Annotated in this window: 14 protein-coding genes; 8 read left to right on the forward strand and 6 right to left on the reverse strand. The window is 70.0% G+C overall.

Annotation, left to right across the window (positions count from 1 at the left end):
• Positions 1 to 3 precede the first annotated feature (3 nt).
• A complete protein-coding gene (locus ACIBX3_RS45535; RefSeq protein WP_397126881.1) occupies positions 4 to 1,116 on the forward strand; it encodes an extracellular solute-binding protein in 1,113 nt (370 codons plus the stop codon).
• A 579-nt stretch (positions 1,117 to 1,695) separates the two neighbouring features.
• On the opposite strand, the gene gabT is transcribed toward ACIBX3_RS45535, so the two are convergent.
• On the reverse strand, positions 1,696 to 3,024 hold the full coding sequence (gabT, locus tag ACIBX3_RS45540; protein ID WP_397126882.1) for a 4-aminobutyrate--2-oxoglutarate transaminase: 1,329 nt from the start codon (positions 3,022 to 3,024) through the stop codon (positions 1,696 to 1,698).
• Positions 3,025 to 3,136: 112 nt separating this feature from the next.
• On the opposite strand from gabT, the gene ACIBX3_RS45545 reads away from it, so the two are divergent.
• Positions 3,137 to 4,681, forward strand: a complete 1,545-nt coding sequence (locus tag ACIBX3_RS45545; protein ID WP_397126883.1) for a PucR family transcriptional regulator — start codon at positions 3,137 to 3,139, stop codon at positions 4,679 to 4,681.
• Between the two features lie 3 nt (positions 4,682 to 4,684).
• Here ACIBX3_RS45545 and ACIBX3_RS45550 read toward each other — a convergent pair whose 3' ends face one another.
• The 3 genes from ACIBX3_RS45550 to ACIBX3_RS45560 form a co-directional block, all read right to left on the reverse strand.
• Positions 4,685 to 6,193 (reverse strand): CoA-acylating methylmalonate-semialdehyde dehydrogenase, encoded by a 1,509-nt coding sequence (locus ACIBX3_RS45550; RefSeq protein WP_397126884.1) that lies wholly within the window; start codon positions 6,191 to 6,193, stop codon positions 4,685 to 4,687.
• A complete protein-coding gene (locus tag ACIBX3_RS45555; RefSeq protein WP_397126885.1) occupies positions 6,190 to 7,470 on the reverse strand; it encodes an aspartate aminotransferase family protein in 1,281 nt (426 codons plus the stop codon). The genes ACIBX3_RS45550 and ACIBX3_RS45555 overlap by 4 nt, the downstream gene beginning before the upstream one ends.
• 133 nt (positions 7,471 to 7,603) lie before the next feature.
• On the reverse strand, positions 7,604 to 9,052 hold the full coding sequence (locus ACIBX3_RS45560; protein WP_397126887.1) for an MFS transporter: 1,449 nt from the start codon (positions 9,050 to 9,052) through the stop codon (positions 7,604 to 7,606).
• Between the two features lie 55 nt (positions 9,053 to 9,107).
• On the opposite strand from ACIBX3_RS45560, the gene ACIBX3_RS45565 reads away from it, so the two are divergent.
• From ACIBX3_RS45565 to ACIBX3_RS45580, 4 genes are read left to right on the forward strand one after another with little or no spacing between them, the layout of a single operon-like run.
• Entirely contained in the window at positions 9,108 to 9,809 is a 702-nt protein-coding gene (locus tag ACIBX3_RS45565; protein ID WP_397126889.1) for a TetR/AcrR family transcriptional regulator C-terminal domain-containing protein, read from the forward strand.
• 12 nt (positions 9,810 to 9,821) lie between these two features.
• Positions 9,822 to 11,450 carry an AMP-binding protein gene (locus tag ACIBX3_RS45570; protein WP_397126890.1) on the forward strand — a complete coding sequence of 543 codons (1,629 nt, stop codon included), beginning with the start codon at positions 9,822 to 9,824 and terminating at the stop codon, positions 11,448 to 11,450.
• Positions 11,451 to 11,507: 57 nt separating this feature from the next.
• Positions 11,508 to 13,124: a PucR family transcriptional regulator gene (locus ACIBX3_RS45575; protein WP_397126891.1), complete on the forward strand. Its 1,617-nt coding sequence runs from the start codon at positions 11,508 to 11,510 to the stop codon at positions 13,122 to 13,124.
• Between the two features lie 27 nt (positions 13,125 to 13,151).
• Complete coding sequence (locus ACIBX3_RS45580) at positions 13,152 to 13,535, forward strand: cupin domain-containing protein (RefSeq protein WP_397126892.1); 384 nt, start codon at positions 13,152 to 13,154, stop codon at positions 13,533 to 13,535.
• Between the two features lie 25 nt (positions 13,536 to 13,560).
• Here ACIBX3_RS45580 and trpS read toward each other — a convergent pair whose 3' ends face one another.
• Positions 13,561 to 14,523: a tryptophan--tRNA ligase gene (gene trpS / locus ACIBX3_RS45585; RefSeq protein WP_397126893.1), complete on the reverse strand. Its 963-nt coding sequence runs from the start codon at positions 14,521 to 14,523 to the stop codon at positions 13,561 to 13,563.
• A 258-nt stretch (positions 14,524 to 14,781) separates the two neighbouring features.
• On the opposite strand from trpS, the gene ACIBX3_RS45590 reads away from it, so the two are divergent.
• Positions 14,782 to 16,260 (forward strand): phosphodiester glycosidase family protein, encoded by a 1,479-nt coding sequence (locus ACIBX3_RS45590; RefSeq protein WP_397126894.1) that lies wholly within the window; start codon positions 14,782 to 14,784, stop codon positions 16,258 to 16,260.
• A 33-nt stretch (positions 16,261 to 16,293) separates the two neighbouring features.
• Here ACIBX3_RS45590 and ACIBX3_RS45595 read toward each other — a convergent pair whose 3' ends face one another.
• Positions 16,294 to 16,752, reverse strand: a complete 459-nt coding sequence (locus tag ACIBX3_RS45595; protein WP_397126895.1) for an Lrp/AsnC family transcriptional regulator — start codon at positions 16,750 to 16,752, stop codon at positions 16,294 to 16,296.
• A 103-nt stretch (positions 16,753 to 16,855) separates the two neighbouring features.
• Here ACIBX3_RS45595 and ACIBX3_RS45600 point away from each other — a divergent pair, with 103 nt between their 5' ends.
• Positions 16,856 to 17,479 (forward strand): LysE family translocator, encoded by a 624-nt coding sequence (locus ACIBX3_RS45600; protein ID WP_397126896.1) that lies wholly within the window; start codon positions 16,856 to 16,858, stop codon positions 17,477 to 17,479.
• Positions 17,480 to 17,603: the final 124 nt, after the last annotated feature.

Below are 17,603 nucleotides of genomic sequence, written 5' to 3' on the forward strand. Positions count from 1 at the left end.
ACTGTGCATCGCCGCCGTACTTACGCTCTTGCGCTCGCCGCAACGGCGCTGGTCGCGAGCACAGGTGCGGCGGCCCCGGCCCCGACGCCCACCCCCAGCCCGACCCCCACGCCGACCGCCACGCAGAGCGACGGCACGCTGCAGATCCTCACTTACCGCGGATATGCCGAGTACGGCGGCATCAGCCCCAGGGCCAACTGGGTGGGCTCGTTCGAGAAGGAGACCGGCTGCCGGATCGCCAAGCTCGACACCGTGCAGACCGCCGGGGAGATGGAAGAGCGGATCAGTCAGCGGCCCTACGACCTGGTCTCCGCCGGGCCCGCGCTGGCCGGGAGCCTCATCGCGGCCAAGCAGGTGCAGCCCATCGACCCGGCCAAGGTGAGCGGGTACGACGACGTCGACGAGCGCTTCCGCGACATGATGACGGTGTCGGACAAGGTCTACGGGGTGCCCTACCTGTGGGGCTATCACGAGTTCATCTACGACCCGGCCAAGGCCAAGGGCGACCTGAAGCAGGCGTTCTCCTCCGATCGGGTGGCACTCAAGGACAGCCCGTTGACGATCGCCGACGCCGCACTGGCCACCGGGGAGACCGACGAGCCGTTCGAGCTGAGCAAGGACGAGTTCGACGGGGCGATGGCGCTGCTGGAGGGGGCGAAGGGGCGCACGTACTGGACGAACCCCATCGATCTGATCAAGGGGTTCGCCACGGGGTCGCTGGATTACGCTCAGGCCACTCCTTACTATCGCCTGCTGCTGCAGAAGGCCGGCAAGCCGGTCAAAACCCTCCCGACGCGTGAGACGACCGGATGGGTCGACTCGTGGATGCTGGGCGTCAACGTGCCCGACACGACCTGCGCCTACCGATGGCTGAACTGGATGACCGCGCCGAACGCGCAGCGTGACGCGGCCGCGTGGGCTGGGCTGGCGCCCGCCAACGACAAGGCGTGCAAGGGACGGGCCCGGCAGATCTGCGAGGTTTACGAGGTCGGCAAGCCGAAGCGGATCGACCGCGTGGCCTTCGCCGTACGGCCGCCCGGGGGTTGCCGCGCGCAGGACGGGGAATGCCCTGATTATGCCGCCTGGTCTGCGCAGTGGGAAAAAATCGCGAAATGAGCTGAGGGAGTGGGGGCCGCCGATCCCCACGTGACCCCACCGCGGGCGCGCCCTATCCCCCCGCTGGGCGCGGCCTGTAGAGACGCCCCGGGCCTTCCCCCCGTCCCGGGGCGTCTCGCTTGTCCGGGTTCATCTGTCCGGGTTCAGCGGGACGGGTTCAGCGGGACGGGTTCAGCGGGACGGGAAGGCGACCACGGTCGCCATCGGAGCTGGCAGCAGAGCCTCGGCGCAGTCGCCGCAGGCGAGCACCGGGGAGTCGTCGGGCAACCGCCCGACGCGCACGCGCGGCCGCGGCCACCTCTTGTGGCAGACCACACAAGCGTCGCCGTCGCGCTGTGCCCAAGTCAGGCCCTCAGGGTCGAACGTCAACATACTCCGCGCCGTTCTTGTCGGACCCCAGTTCATCACGTTCCCAGCAGCCATCGCCCATCCGTACGTCGGATCCGTTATAACCCTGACCGAGGCCGTGAGCGTCTAGCTGAGCGTCAAGTCAGGGTGAATTCTCTACCCGCGTGACGTCCGTTACACCAACAAAATCGGGCATCCAGCCACAAGCCGGATGCCCGATATGGGGGATATCTAGAGTTCAGCGATGGCTTTCTCGAGGATGCCGAGGCCCTCCTCGAGCAGGTGCTCGGAGATCACCAGCGGGGGCAGGAAGCGCAGGACGTTGCCGTACGTGCCGGCGGTCAGCACCAGCAGTCCCTCGGCGTGGCAGCGCTTGACGATCTCCTGGACGGCGGTCGGGTTCGGCTCCTTGGTGCCCGGCTCCACCAGCTCGATCGCGATCATCGCGCCGCGGCCGCGCACGTCGCCGATCACGTCGAAGCGCTCCTGGAGCGCCCTGAGCCGGGGCAGCATGATCTCGCCGATGCGGCGCGCCCGGGCGACCAGGTCCTCCTCCTCGATGGTCTCCAGAACGCCGAGCGCCGCCTCGCAGGCCAGCGGGTTGCCGCCGTACGTGCCGCCGAGCCCGCCCACGTGCACCTTGTCCATGATCTCCGCACGCCCGGTCACGGCGGCCAGCGGCAGGCCGCCCGCGATGCCCTTGGCGGTGGCGATGATGTCGGGCACGACGCCCTCGTCCTCGCAGGCGAACAGGTCGCCGGTCCGCGCGAACCCGGTCTGCACCTCGTCGGCCACGAACACGATCCCGTTGGCCCGGCAGAACTCGGCGATCCGCGGCAGGAAACCCCTGGCCGGCACGATGAAGCCGCCCTCGCCGGCGATCGGCTCGATCACCACGGCGGCCACGTTCGCCGGGCCGATCTGCTTGGTGATCAGGTCGACGGCCTGCTCCGCCGCCTCCTCGGCGCACTGCTCCGGCCCGGTCGGCCAGCGGAACGGGTACGCCAGCGGCACCCGGTACACCTCCGGCGCGAACGGCCCGAAACCCTGCTTGTACGGCATGTTCTTGGCCGTCAGCGTCATCGTGAGCAGCGTCCGGCCGTGGTAACCGTGGTCGAACACCACGACGGCCGGCCTGCCGGTGGCATACCGGGCGATCTTGACCGCGTTCTCCACGGCCTCGGCGCCGGTGTTCACCAGGAACGTGCGCTTCTCGTGGTCGCCCGGAGTCAGCTCATTGAGCTTCTCGCACACCCGGACGTACGACTCGTACGGGGTGACCATGAAGCAGGTGTGGGTGAAGTCCGCGACCTGCCGCTGGACCCGCTCGACGACCTTGGGAGCGGCGTTTCCCACGCTCGTCACGGCGATGCCCGAGCCGAAGTCGATCAGCGAGTTCCCGTCGGCGTCCTGCACCACACCGCCGCCGGCGCGGGTGACGAAGACCGGCAGCGTGGTGCCGATGCCGGGCGGGACGGCGGCCTGCTTGCGGGCCAGCAGCTCCTGGGACTTGGGGCCGGGGATCGCGGTCACGACGCGCCGCTCCTGAGGAATGCTCATGGGTTCGACGCTACGGCGGCCTCCTACCTGCGCCGATACGTCGATATGGCACACTGGAGGTGCTCGTCTTTGCCAGAATGGACAAAATCGTATGCCGCCTTCGCTCCAAACCGTGGCGCGCCGCATGGGGTTGCGGCCGCTGGCCGGTCCCACGTCGCTGAACGGGGTGGTGCGCTGGGTCGCGGTCAGCGAACTCGCCGATCCCACGCCGTATCTGGAGGGCGACGAGTTGCTGCTCACCACCGGGATGCGGCTGGAGGGCGACCAGCCCGGTCACGTGACCTCAGACTATGTCGCCCGCCTGGTGGCGCGGGGCGTCGCCGGGCTCGGCTTCGGGGTGGGCCTCTCGCACGAGGAGGTGCCGGCCGCCCTGGTCGACGCGGCCGAGCGGGCCGGGTTGCCGCTGCTGGAGGTGCCGCGCGAGACCCCTTTCATCGCGATCGGCAAGGCGGTGAGCGAGCTGCTGGCCGCCGAGCAGTACGACGAGATCACCCGCGCCTTCGCCGCCCAGGGCCGGCTGACGCGGGCGGCGCTCCGGCCGGAGGGCATGAACGTGGTGATCGACCGGCTCGCCAAGGAGGTGGGCGGCTGGGCGGCGCTGCTGGACGAGGCGGGTGAGGTCCGTCACGCCACCCGCGGCGCCCGGACGGAGTCCGTCATCGCCGAGCTCACCCGCCTCCGCGCCGGCCACCGCCCGGCCACCGCCAGCCTGGCGTTGTCCCGGCCTGGAGAGCACATCGTGGTGCAGCCGCTGGGCGGTGGGGCCCGGCCGCGCGGCTTCTTCGCCGTCGGGGCCAGGCAGCCGTTCTCGCCCGTCACGCACACGGTGATCAACGCCGCCGGGTCCCTGCTCACGCTGGCCATGGAGCAGGGCAGGGCCCAGCTGGAGGCGCGGCGGCGGGCCCGCTCGGCGGTGCTGGAGCTGCTGCTGGCCGGAGCGGAGGAGCAAGCACGCGCGGTGCTGACCCCGCTCGGCGACCGGCTGCCGAAGGAGCCGCTGGTGGTCCTCGCGACGGCTCCCGGGTCACTCGACGCGCTGGAGACAAGGGCCTTCACCGCGCTCCTCCCCGGCACGGACGCCGTCGCACGGTCACACGCGCCCGACGCCGCCGCGCGGTCGCGAACCGCCGCCGCGCCTGACCGGGGTGAGGCGGGACCGCAGGCCGTCGCCCTCGTGTCCGAGACCGCAGCCGACGAGGTGGCGCGGGAGTCGGACGGGCCGGTGGGGGTGAGCCTGCCGTGCGGGTACGACCCGGCCGCGCTGCGCAACGCGATCGACCAGGCGGGACGCGCCCTGGAGGCGGCCACGAGAGGCGGGGCGCCGCAGAGGGGGAGGACGGGCCGCTACGTGGTGAGGTTCGGCGAGCTGGCCGGCCAGGGCCTGCTCAGGCTGCTCGACCAGGCCACCGCCCAGGCGTTCGCGGCCGCGGTCCTGGCCCCGCTCACCGAGTACGGCTCCCGTGCCGACCTCGTGGAGTCGCTGCGCGCGTACCTGGACAGCAACGGACACTGGGACGCGGCCGCCCAGCGGCTCGGCGTGCACCGGCACACGCTGCGTTACCGCATGAGACGCGTCGCCGACCTGCTCGGCCGCGACCTCGACGATGCCGGGGTGCGCGCCGAGCTGTGGGTCGCCCTTCAGGCGGCCGGCCGGTAGACGTCAGCTGTTCGTGGGGAAGCCCAGGCTCACGCCGCCGTGCGACGGGTCGAGCCAGCGGGAGGTGACGACCTTGCCGCGGGTGTAGAAGTGCACCCCCTCGGTGCCGTGCACGTGCGTGTCGCCGAAGAGCGAGGCCTTCCAGCCGCCGAAGCTGTAGAACGCCATCGGCACCGGGATCGGCACGTTGATGCCGACCATGCCGACCTCGACCTCGTTCTGGAAGCGCCGGGCGGCGCCGCCGTCATTGGTGAAGATCGCGGTGCCGTTGCCGTACTGGCAGCCGTTGATGGCCTCCAGCCCCTCCTCGTACGAGCTGACGCGCACGATGGACAGCACCGGCCCGAAGATCTCCTCGGTGTGCGTACGGGAGCCCGCGGGCACGTGGTCGAGCACGGTGGGGCCGAGCCAGAAGCCGGGCGTCTCCGCCGCCTTGCCGCCGCCCAGCACGGGCGTGTCGCGGCCGTCCACGACCAGCTTGGCGCCCTCTTCGACGCCGAGATCCAGGTAGGAGGCCACCTTGTCGCGGTGTGCCGCGGTGACCAGCGGCCCCATCTCGGACTTCGGGTCGTCACCGGGACCGATCACGAGCCGGTCGACCCGCTCGACGATCTTCTGGACGAGCTCGTCGCCGATCGGGTCCACGGCCAGCACGACGGAGATCGCCATGCACCGCTCCCCCGCCGAGCCGAACCCCGCCGACACGGCCGAGTCCGCGACGAGGTCGAGGTCGGCGTCGGGGAGCACGAGCATGTGGTTCTTGGCGCCGCCGAGCGCCTGCACCCGCTTGCCGTGCGCGGTGCCGGTCTCGTAGACGTACCTGGCGATCGGGGTGGAGCCGACGAACGACACGCCGCGGACGTCGGGGTGCTCCAGCAGCCGGTCGACGGCGACCTTGTCGCCCTGCACGACGTTGAACACGCCGTCGGGCAGCCCCGCCTCCCGCCAGAGCCGCGCCATGAGCAGCGACGCCGACGGGTCCCGCTCCGAGGGCTTGAGCACGAACGCGTTCCCGCAGGCGATCGCGATGGGGAACATCCACATCGGCACCATGGCGGGGAAGTTGAACGGCGTGATCCCGGCCACGACCCCGAGCGGCTGGCGGATGGAGTAGGAGTCGACCCGGGTCGAGACGCCCTCGGAGAAACCGCCCTTGAGCAGGTGCGGGATGCCGCAGGCGAACTCCACGACCTCCAGGCCGCGGGCGACCTCGCCGAGCGCGTCGGAGTGCACCTTGCCGTGCTCGGCGGAGATCAGCGCGGCGAGCTCGTCGCGGTGGGTGTACATGAGCTCGCGGAAACGGAAGAGCACCTGCGACCGCTTGACCAGCGACGCGTCCCGCCAGGCCGGGAAGGCCGCGACGGCGGCCGCCACCGCCGCGTCCACGTCCGCCGCCGACGCGAGCGCGACGTGGCCGGCGACCTCGCCGGTGGCCGGGCTGAAGATCTCCGCGGTACGGCCCCGCTCCCCGTCCACGAGAGAGCCGTTGATCCAGTGCTTGACGGACTTCACTGCGCCGCCGCCTCCGTGTTGATGACTTCGAGTGCGGTGACGATGATCCCGAGGCCCTCGATCGCCTCGTCCACCGTGAGGGTGAGCGGCGGGGCCATGCGGATCGCGGTGCCGTACAGGCCGCCCTTGCCGGCCAGCAGCCCCGCCTTCTTGGTCTCCTCCATGAAGCGGGCCGCCTGGGCCGGGGTCTCCAGCTCGACGGCGAACATCAGGCCCTTGCCGCGCACGCCCTTGATGACGGGCAGCCGCTCGGCGGCCTGGCGGAGCCCTCGGATGATGATCTCGCCGGTGCGCGCCGCGTTGGCCTGCAGATCGTGGTCGAGCACGTAGTCGAGGGTGGCGTTCGCGGCGGCCATGGAGATCGGATTGCCGCCGAACGTGGACAGGCCCACGGCGTGCGGCGCGTCCATCAGGTCGCCGCGCGCCACGACGCCGCCCACGGCGAACCCGTTGCCCAGCCCCTTGGCGAACGTGATCATGTCGGGGGTGACGCCATGGTTCTGGATGCCGAAGAACGCGCTGCCGGTCCGGCCCCAGCCGGTCTGCACCTCGTCGGAGATGAACAGGATGCCCTGCTCGTCGAGAATCTCCTTGTACGCGGCGAACAGCCCGTCAGGCGCCATCGTGAACCCGCCCACGCCCTGGATCGGCTCGGCGATGAGCGCCGCCACGTCGTTGGAGACCGCGGTGGTCAGCACGTGCCGCAGGTCGTCCGCGCAGGCCGCGATGTAGTCGGCGTCCGACATTCCCTTGAACTGGGTCAGGTGCCGGTCGGCGCCGTGCAGGAAGTGCACGTTGAGCGGGGAGAGCGAGTTGTTCTTCCAGGACCGGTTGGAGGTGACGCTGACCGCGCCGAAGCTGCGCCCGTGGTAGCTCTGCCGCATGGCGAGGACCTGGTCGCTCTTGCGCGCGTACGTGGCCAGCAGCAGCGCCGTCTCGTTGGCCTCGGTGCCGGAGTTGGTGAAGAAGACCTTGGCGTCGGGGATGCCGGACAGCCGCGCGATCTTCTCGGCCAGCTCGATCTGGCCGCGCAGCAGGTAGACCGTGCTGGTGTGCACCACCCCGGTGGCGAGCTGGCGCTCGACGGCCTCGCGCACCTCGGGCACGTCGTACCCGATCATGTTGGTCAGGATGCCCGCGAAGAAGTCCAGGTAGCTCTTGCCGTCGGCGTCGATGACACGATTGCCCTTGCCGCTGACGATTTCGATGGGCTCGTTGTAGTTGAGTGCCAACCAGTTGGGCATCACTGCCCGGTGGCGCGCGAGTAGCTCCGACATGTTATCGAGTATCCCGTTTTGTCCCCTGCACTCCCATCGGCAACCTGTCGGCTTGCTCGCAAATCGACTTACAGGATGTAACTCCGATGGCCGGCCTGCCCGAACGGCTGGAAGCAGGCCGGCCCCAGGTCCACTAGACCTGCACCGGCTCGGGGGCCGCGGCGGGCTTGGCGGGGCGCAGCACGCTCACCGCGAGCAGTGCGGCGGCCACGCAGAACGCGGCGCCCACCCACGAGCCCAGATGCATGGCGGAGGTGAAAGCCTCGTTGGCGGCGTCGGCGTAGCCCATGGGATGCGCGGCGCCGATCGACTCCCTGGCGGCCGCGGGCACGTCGGCGGGCATCTCGGAGGTGTACTTCCCGGCCAGCACGCTGCCCAGGATCGCGATGCTCAGCGCGATGCCGACCTGCTGGACGGTGTCGTTGAGCGCGGAGCCGACACCGGCGTGGTCCACGGGGATGGCGCCCATCAGCGAGGCGTAGGCGGACGGTCCGGCCAGCCCGCCGCCGATGCCCATGATCACCAGGCCGGTGAGCAGCGGCAGGTATCCGGTGGTCAACGCCATGACGACGAAGCCCCCGGCCATCAGCAGCAGGCCGGCGCCGATGAGCGCCCGGTTGCTGAGCTTCTGTCCCAGCCCGGCGCCGACGCCGTTGAAGATCGCGGCGGCTACGGCATAGGGCAACATGGCGAGCCCGGCCTGCATCTCCCCATAGCCCAGCACGAACTGCAGGTACTGGGTGAGCATCAACATCACGGCACCCGCGCCGAACGCCATCAGCAGGATCGAGAACGACGCCCCGCTGAAGTTGCGGTTGGCGAACAGGTGGAGCGGCAGCATCGGGTGCTCCCGCCGGCGCTCCCAGACCACGAAGGCGCCCAGGGCGAGCACCGCCACCGCGATGACGGGGATGTTCCACTCACGCTCGATGATCACATAGACGGCCGCGGTCAATCCGACGATCGACAACACCACGCCCACCGGGTCGATCTTCCGGCCGGCGCTGCGGGTCTCGGGCATCAGCACGACGGCGGCCACGATGGCGACCGCCGCGATCGGCACGTTCAGCAGGAAGACCGAGCCCCACCAGTAGTTCTCCAGCATGAAGCCGCCGATGGTCGGCCCCGACACCATGCCGACCAGGGCCACGGCACTCCAGGCCGCCATGGCCTTGCGCCGCTCCGCCTCGTCGAACACGGTCATCAGGATCGACAGCGTGGAGGGCATCATGATCGCTCCGCCGACGCCCATGAGGGCCCGCGCGGCGATGAGCTGCCACGGCTCGGTGACGAGCACGGCGAGCAGGGACGCGCCGCCGAAGAACACCAGCCCGATGATCAGGAACCGGCGGCGGCCGTACTTGTCGGACAGGCTTCCCGAGGTCAGCAGCAGGCCGGCGTAGGCCAGCACGTAGGCGTCGATGATCCATTGGATGTCCGACGGGGTGGCGCCCATCTCCTTGTTGAGCGACGGGATGGCCAAGTTGAGGACGGTGTTGTCGACGACCAGCACCAACAGCGCCAGGCACAAGACGACGAGGATCCACCAGCGTCGAGGGTCTCGTACAGTGTTCGAGTTCACCCGCACACTGTACGATAACTCTCGCACAGTGTGCGAGTGCATTTATCCTTAGGGAATGAGCGCCAAGCAGTTCACCTCCGTCTGGACCCGCGAGCCTCGTAAGGCCACGAGCCCCGGTCGCAGCCGCGAGGAGATCGTCAAAGCCGCGATCGAGCTGCTGGATGAGGAGGGCCTGGACGGCCTGAGCATGCGTAAGCTCGGCGCGAAGCTGAGCGCGGGCGCGACCAGCCTCTATTGGTACGTCGCCAACAAGGACGAGTTGCTCGAACTCGCCTACGATGAGATGTGGGGCGAGCTGACGGTGCCCGACCCCGAGGACGTGGGCTGGCGCGAGGCCGCCTCGGTCCTGGCTTACAGCATGCGCCAGTCGATGCTGCGCCACCCGTGGTCGGCCGACCTGCTCGGCCGGATGCCTGCGCTCGGCCCCAAAGCGATCCAGGCGGCCGACCGGATGCGCAAGGTGTTCGCGGCGGTCGGATTCAAGGGGATGGACGTCGACTACGCCGCCTCCACGGTCACCGCCTACGTCTACGGAATGACGCTTCCCGAGATCGCCTGGAACACCGCGACGGCCGGCCAGGAGTACGACCCGGACGAGATGCGCACGATGCTTAGAAAGGCCGCCAGGGACTTTCCCGACATGCTCGAAAGCGTCAACATGGACGCTTACGACGATCCGACCACAGTCCGCGCGGTGGCCTTCGACTTCGGGCTGGTGTCGGTGCTCGACGGCCTTGAGCGGCGGCTGACGACGTAGCAGGATCCGGGCATGAGTGATTTCCGCGCCGCCCGCGATTTCCTCCTCGACGCCGACCCCGCCACCGCCCGCCGTGACTTCCGCTGGCCGGAGCTCGCGGAGTTCAACTGGGCGCTCGACTGGTTCGACGGGGTCCTGGCCGCCGAGACCCCTGACGCCGTCGCTCTCAAGATCGTGGGCTCCAGCCAGGCCTCCTACACCTTCGCCGGGCTGTCGGCCCGCTCCAACCAGGTCGCGAACTGGCTGCACGAGCAGGGCGTGCGCCGGGGCGACCGGATCCTGCTCATGCTGGGCAACCAGGCCGAGCTCTGGGAGTCGCTGCTGGCCGCGATGAAGCTGGGCGCGGTCATCATCCCGGCCACGACGCTGCTGACCTCCAAGGACATCGTGGAGCGGATCGAGCGCGGCGGCGTCTCGCACGTGATCGCCAACGCCGCCGACGCGGGCAAGTTCGGAACCGGGGAGTTCACGAAGATCGCCGTGGGCGACGCCTACAACTGGCTGCCGTACCACGAGGCGTACGAGGAGCACGAGCGGTTCGTCCCTGACGCGCCGACGCGGGCGGGCGACACACTGCTGCTCTACTTCACCTCCGGCACGACCTCGCAGCCCAAGCTGGTCGAGCACACGCACGCGTCCTACCCCGCCGGGCACCTGTCGACTATGTTCTGGATCGGGGTCAGGCCCGGCGACGTGCACCTCAACGTGTCCTCGCCGGGATGGGCCAAGCACGCGTGGAGCAACGTGTTCGCACCCTGGAACGCGGGGGCCACCGTGCTGGTCCACGACTACCAGCGCTTCTCCGCGCCGGCGCTGCTGGAGGTGCTGCGGGACGAGCGGGTCACCACGTTCTGCGCGCCGCCCACCGTGTGGCGGATGCTCATCCAGGAGGATCTGGCGGCGCGCAAGCTGCCCCTGCGTACGGCCGTGGCCGCCGGCGAGCCGCTCAATCCGGAGATCATCGACCAGGTGGCCAAGGCGTGGGGCATCACGATCAGGGACGGCTACGGCCAGACCGAGACCACCGCGCAGATCGGCAACGCGCCGGACGAACCGGTCAAGCCTGGATCGATGGGGCGTCCGCTGCCCGGCTACGACGTCGTGCTCATCGACCCGGTCAGCGATGAGGCCGGCGACGACGGCGAGATCTGCCTGCCGCTGGACGAGCGCCGCCCGCTGGGGCTCATGGCCGGATACGTCGGCGGATCCGCCGAGGCGACACGGGGCGGCTTCTACCACACCGGCGACGTCGCCACCCGCGACCAGGACGGCTACATCACCTACGTGGGCCGGACCGACGACGTCTTCAAGGCCTCCGACTACCGCATCTCGCCGTTCGAGCTGGAGAGCGTGCTGCTGGAGCACGCGGCCGTGGCGGAGGCGGCCGTGGTGCCCGCCCCCGATCCGGTACGACTGGCGGTGCCGAAGGCGTACGTGACGCTGGCGCCCGGCTTCGAGGCGGGCGAGGACACCGCGCGGTCGATCTTCGAGCACTGCCGGCGGGAGCTGGCCCCGTACAAGCGGGTGCGGCGACTGGAGTTCGGCGAGCTGCCCAAGACGATCTCGGGCAAGATCCGGCGGGTCGAGCTACGGGTGCGGGAGCCTCGACGCGAGTACCGCGAGGAGGACCTCAATCCGTGACAAATCGTAAATTGCCACATAGCCGTTCTTACAGATTGATCGGCTAGGCTCTGCCCCGTGCTGCCCACCATCGCCGACGTCCTCGCTCTGGAGACCGTGCGCCGGGGCGGCCCGCGCGTGGTCGCGGGCGCCGACCGGCTGGACACGAAGGTGCGGTGGGTGCACGTGGGCGAGATCGCCGACATCGCCCACCTGCTGCGCGGCGGCGAGCTGGTGCTCACCACGGGCGTGGCGCTTCCCGAGGACCCGGAGAAGCTCGCCGACTACATCGGCGAGCTGTCCGCCGTGGGCGCCTCCGGGTTGGTCGTGGAGTTGGGCCGCAGGTTCGTCCGCGAGCTGCCGCGCGCCGTGGTCAAGTCGGCCGAGGAGCACGGACTCCCGGTGATCGTGCTGACCAGGGAGACCCCGTTCGTGCAGATCACCGAGTCCGTGCACGCCCGGATCATCGACATCCAGCTGGAAGAACTGCGCGCCTCGGAGCAACTGCACGAGGTCTTCACCGAGCTGTCGGTCGAGGGCGCCTCGCCGGCGGAGGTCCTCGCCCAGGTGGCCCGGCTGTCCAACCGGCCCGTTCTGCTGGAGAACCTCGCGCACCAGGTGCTGGCCTGCGAGTCCGCCGGGCGCGACGCGGGCGCCCTGCTGGCCGGATGGGAGACCAGGTCGCGGGCGGTGGCCCCGGCCGAGCGCACCGCGTACGACACGGCCTCCGGCTGGCTGGTCACCACGGTCGGAGCGCGCGGGCAGGACTGGGGCAGGCTGATCCTGATCTGCGACGCGGCGCCGACGCCGCGCGACATGGTGCTGGCCGAGCGCGCCGCCACCACGCTCGCCCTGGGCCGCCTGCTGGAGCGCCACCAGGAGTCACTGGAGCGCCAGGCGCACGGCACGATCATCACCGGCATCCTCACGCACGCCTACGCCGACCCCGAGGAGGCCGCCGCCCGCGCCCGTGCCGTCGGCGTGCCGCTGACGGGACGCAAGCTGATCAGTGTGGTCATCCGGCCGACCGACCCCGCCGATCAGGCGCTGGACGGCCAGGCCCAGCTGGGCGAGCTGGCCGAGGCCACGGCCGGCGCTTGTCGCGACGCCCGCCTGCCCGCGCTGGTGGGCGCGCTCGACCAGGATCGGGTGGGGATCCTGCTGCCGCTCCCGCCGCGGACGCAGGCCGAGCCCGCGCTGACCGCGCTGGCCGAGCGCTTGCGCATGCTGTGGCGGCCGGGCTCGGCGTTCGTGCTGGCGGCGGGCTCGGTGGTGGAGTCCATCAGGGACGTACGCCGTAGCTTCCTCGAGGCCGAGCAGGTGGCCGACGTGGCGGTCCGCCAGCCGGACGGCCGGGCCTTCTACCGGCTGCCCGACCTGCGCCTGCGCGGCCTGCTCCACCTGCTGCGCGACGACGCGCGGCTGCAGACGTTCGCCGAGCGCGAGCTGGGCCCGCTGCTGGCCCACGACGCGCAGCGGGGCGGTGACCTCACCCGCATCCTGCGCATCTACCTGGACTCGGGCCGCAACAAGGCGGTCGCCGCACAGAAGGCGCACCTGTCCAGGCCCGCCTTCTACGACCGTCTGCGCCGCCTGGAGCGCATCCTCGACACCGACCTCGACGACGTCGAGTCGTGCCTGTCGCTCCACGTGGCGCTGCTGGCGCTGGAGTCGTTCCGCCGGGAGAACCGTTGACGGCACAGATGTGTTGGAATGAGCGATATGTCTGATGTGTTGATGCCCGACCTGGCCGACCTGGGCCGCATGCTGGCCACCGCCGGTGCCTTCTCCGTGCCCGTCCACGACGTACGGCTGACGCCGGACGAACTCGCCCCCGAACAGATCGTCGCGGGCAGCCCCGCCACGTCGTCGCTGGAGCTGGGCGGAGGCCGGGGGATCTGGGAGATCACGCCGGGCGTCGTCACGGACGTGGAGCGCGACGAGATCTTCGTCGTGCTGTCGGGGCGTGCCACGATCGCCGTCGAAGGCGGCACCACGATCGAGGTCGGGCCGGGCGACGTGGGCCTGCTGGCCGAAGGCGCCAGGACCACCTGGATCGTGCACGAGACCCTGCGCACGGTTTATCAGACGCGCCAATCCGCCTGACCCGCCCGTCGTGGCGCACGCCCGGTCAGAACCCCATGGCGGCCCGCACCTCCCCGAGCGTCGTGATCGCCCGCTCGCGGGCCCGCTCGTTGCCCTCGGCCAGGATCCGCCTGGCGTCGGCCTCGGTGTACCGGACCCGCCGGGCCCTGATCGGGCGCAGGAAGTCGTTGACCACCTCGGTGACCAGGCTCTTCAGCGCGGCGGCGCCGCCGTGCCCGACCTCGGCGGCCACATCCTGCGGCGGGCGGCCGAGGCAGAGGCCCGCCAGCGTGAGCAGGTTCGCCACCTCGGGGCGGTGCGTCTCGTCGAACGTGATCAGCCGGTCGGGGTCGGTGCGGGCCCTCCTGATGAGGGCTGCCGTCTCGTCCTCGGAGGCCGACAGCGCGATCGCGTTGCCGCGGCTCTTGCCCATCTTGCCGCCGTCGAGGCCCTTGAGCAGCGGCCGTTCGCCCATCATGGCCTCGGGCAGCGGGAACACCTCGCCGTAGCGCTCGTTGAAGCGGCGCGCCACCAGCCGCGTCACCTCGACGTGCGGCAACTGGTCCTTGCCGACGGGAACCAGCGTGCCCTTGCAGAACAGAATGTCGGCCGCCTGGTGCACCGGATAGGTGAACATCAGGCCGCTGACCGCCTGCTGCGAGCTGTGCGCGATCTCGTCCTTCACCGTGGGATTGCGGCGCAGCTCGGCCACCGACACCAGGGTCAGGAACGGCAGCAGCAGCTGGTTCAGCTCGGGGACCGCGCTGTGCTGGAAGATCGTCACCTTCTCCGGATCGATCCCGACCGCCAGGTAATCGAGGAGCAAGCCGGTGATGTTCCGCTGGATCTGGCCGGGGAGGTCACGATCAGTGATCACTTGATAGTCGGCGATAAGGACGTACGTGGGGTATTTGTCCTGCAGTTTCACCCGATTGGCCAGCGTGCCGAAGTAATGGCCGAGGTGCAGCGGTCCGGTCGGGCGGTCGCCGGTGAGTACGACGTCGTTCATCAGGTTCTTCTCCTTTAGGCCATTGCCGTCCCGGAGAGGACCCGCATCGCTTGGAGGGCCGTCCGGAGACGGCCCGCGCATGGGAAATCAGCGGCCGTCTGCCGGCCGCCACCACATGCAGCTGCGTTTCATACGCAAATGATATCCACCAGTGATGTCAATTCTGTAACCCCTTTAGGTATTTGGCGTGTTCTCCTGCCGAGGAGACCTTGATCTCGCCACTATGGTGCGGTCCCTTTTCTGCCCTCTGGAGAGTTCATGTCTCGACGCACCATCGCCGGCGGCCTGGCCATAGCCGCGGCGCTCACCCTCACCACGCTGCCTGCCGCGTCGGTCGCGGCGGAGCAGGCGTCGGTGAGGTTCCCGTCGGCGAAATTCCCGCTGGGCACCAGGCCCTTGCCGACGAAGACGATGGCGACCGTGGCACAGGGCATCGACCTGTACGACGTGAAAGCGGGCACGTCGACCGACGGCTACACCCTGACCGTCCTGATGCCGAGCGGCCGCGACTACGGGATGCTCCCCACCGCCGAGGCAAAGGCCGCCGAGGTGGAGGCCATGGGGGAGACTCCCAGCCTGCTGAAGGTGGTCCGGCCGAGCGTGGCCGACGCCCCCTCCCAGACCGTCTACATGGTCCGCGTCGGCCTGTGGTCCTTGAAGGACAAGAAGAAGGCCGACGAGGCGGCCAAGACGCTCAAGGACGCGGGCCTGAAGGTCAAGGTCGACTACCTCGGCGACGACGGACTCAAGACCACCGGCCCCTGGAACGTCAAGGTCGCCATGGTCGACGCCAGGACGTTCCGCGGCTCGTACGCCGCCTCCCTCGGCAAGAGCGTCGCCGCGCGGGAGACGGTCTCGTCCATGGCCAAGACGGCCGGCGCCGTGGTCGGCGTCAACGGCGGCTTCTTCAACATCCACACCGCCAAGGAGCTGCGCGGTGAGCCCGTCGGTGCCTCCGTGGTCGCCGGCAGGCTGCTCAGCGAGGCCGTGCCCGGACGCTCGGCCGTGGTGCTCAAGGGCCGCACCGCCAAGATCACCGAGCTCAAGACCACGGTCACGGCGACCTCGCAGGACGGCGAGAAGGCCCCGGTCAACGGGGTCAACCGGGCCGCCGCGGTGGACGAACTGGTGCTGTACACGGAGGAGTACGGAGCCAACACGCCCGCCGGCGGGACCGACGCCGTGATCGACGCCAATGGCAAAGTGGTCGGCTTGCGGGCCTCGGGCGCCGCGGTGGCCAAGGGCACGCGGGTGCTGCACGGCAACGGCGTGGCCGCCGACTGGCTCAACCAGCACGCCTGGCAGGACTGGACGGTCACGATCGACACCAAGGTCGTGGACCTGCGTACCAAGAAGCCGCTCAAGCTGACCCCCGACCTGCACGTGGTCGCGGGCGGCGTCGGGCTGGTCCGGAACGGCAAGGTGAAGATCACCGCCAAGCTGGACGGCCACGACTCCATGAACATGATCCTGCGCCGCCACCCGCGCACCCTCCTCGGCGTCACGAGCAACGGCAGCCTGATCCTGGCCACCATCGACGGCCGCCAGCCCGGGATCACCGTGGGCGCGAACTTCCACGAGGCCGCCCAGTTCATGCGCTGGCTGGGCGCACGGCAGGCCATCAACCTGGACGGGGGCGGCTCGACGACGATGGTCGTCGGCAACAAGGCGGTCAACCGCCCGTCCGACGGGACGGAGCGCGGGGTGGGCGACGCCCTGCTCGTCCTGCCCAAGTGATTTCTCCGGGGCCCGCCGCGGCGGGCCCCGGCCTTATGGGGTGACCGGCAGCCCTGTGTTTGGTTTTACGGCCTTCATTGCCACATGTGAGGTCACCTGCGCCACGCCTGGCAGGTCGGAGAGCGTGTCGGTGTAGAAACGCTCATAGGCGGCCAGGTCGGCGACGGCGACCCTGAGCAGGAAATCGGGGTCGCCGAACAGCCGGTGCGCCTCCACGACCTCCGGCATCCCGGCCACCTGGCGCTCGAACTCGGCCACCGTGTCGTGGTCCTCGTACCTCATCACCACCGTGACGAACGCTTCGAAGCCCCGCCCCACCGCGGCCCCGTCGAGCAGGGCCCGGTAGCCGCGGATGACGCCCGACTCCTCGAGCTGCCGCACCCGGCGCAGGCACGGCGAAGGCGTGAGCCCCACCCGGTCGGCCAGCTCCGTGTTGCTGAGCCGCCCATCCCGCTGCAGCTCCTGCAGGATCCTGCGGTCGATTCGATCCATGGCGCAATATCGTGCCACTCCCTGGGTCTCGCCGGCATGAACCGACCATCGCGTGCCAACGCTCCTGGGCTACCGTCGCAAGGGAGACAGGAGGTGGAACCTGGTGGATCCCCGGCTTCTACTGCTCTTCCTCGGCATGGACCTGCTGCTGATCTGCACGCCCGGCCCGGACATGCTGTACGTGCTGGCCCGTTCGCTCGGCCAGGGGGCCCGTACCGGGCTGACGGCCGTGGCGGGCATCTGCTCCGGCTATGCCGTGCACACTGTGCTGGCCGCGGCGGGGCTCGCGGCGGCGTTGCGCGCCGTGCCCGCCGCCCTGCCCGCGATGCGTTACGCCGGCGCGGCGTACCTGGTGTTCCTGGCCGTCCGTACGCTCATGTCCCTGCGCAGGTCCGCGGGTCTCGTCGTGGCGCCGGAACAGCCGAAGGGGGCGGTGTTCCGGCAGAGCATGATCACAGCCCTGCTCAACCCGAAGGGGCTGCTGCTGTACCTGGCGCTGATGCCGCAGTTCATCTCACCCGGTACGGGCGTGCCGCTGGGCATCCAGCTGACCGTACTCGGCCTGCTGCACGTCGTGAACTGCGCTCTGCTCTACGGGCTGATCGCGGTGGCCACGGCGCGGGCGGGCCGGGCGCTGACCGGCAGACCGAAGGCCGCCCGCCGGATCTCGGCCGTGTCGGGCACGATGCTGCTGGTGGTCGCGGCGGCCACGCTCGGCACCCATTGACCGCCTCAAACAGAAAGGCCCCCGACCGCGTGGTCGGGGGCCTTTCTGTATAAAGATTGTCCGGCGGTGACCTACTCTCCCACACCCTCCCGAGTGCAGTACCATCGGCGCAGAGAAGCTTAAC

Origin of the sequence: Nonomuraea sp. NPDC049480 (assembly GCF_044465905.1) — a bacterium.
GTDB lineage: Bacteria > Actinomycetota > Actinomycetes > Streptosporangiales > Streptosporangiaceae > Nonomuraea.

Coding starts and splice junctions, on each gene's coding strand:
- ACIBX3_RS45570 (WP_397126890.1), top strand. CDS start 9,822: ATGAGTGATTTCCGCGCCGCCCGCGATTTCCTCCTCGACGCCGACCCC.
- ACIBX3_RS45590 (WP_397126894.1), top strand. CDS start 14,782: ATGTCTCGACGCACCATCGCCGGCGGCCTGGCCATAGCCGCGGCGCTC.
- ACIBX3_RS45580 (WP_397126892.1), top strand. CDS start 13,152: ATGTCTGATGTGTTGATGCCCGACCTGGCCGACCTGGGCCGCATGCTG.
- trpS (WP_397126893.1), bottom strand. CDS start 14,523: ATGAACGACGTCGTACTCACCGGCGACCGCCCGACCGGACCGCTGCAC.
- ACIBX3_RS45555 (WP_397126885.1), bottom strand. CDS start 7,470: ATGTCGGAGCTACTCGCGCGCCACCGGGCAGTGATGCCCAACTGGTTG.
- ACIBX3_RS45595 (WP_397126895.1), bottom strand. CDS start 16,752: ATGGATCGAATCGACCGCAGGATCCTGCAGGAGCTGCAGCGGGATGGG.
- gabT (WP_397126882.1), bottom strand. CDS start 3,024: ATGAGCATTCCTCAGGAGCGGCGCGTCGTGACCGCGATCCCCGGCCCC.
- ACIBX3_RS45565 (WP_397126889.1), top strand. CDS start 9,108: ATGAGCGCCAAGCAGTTCACCTCCGTCTGGACCCGCGAGCCTCGTAAG.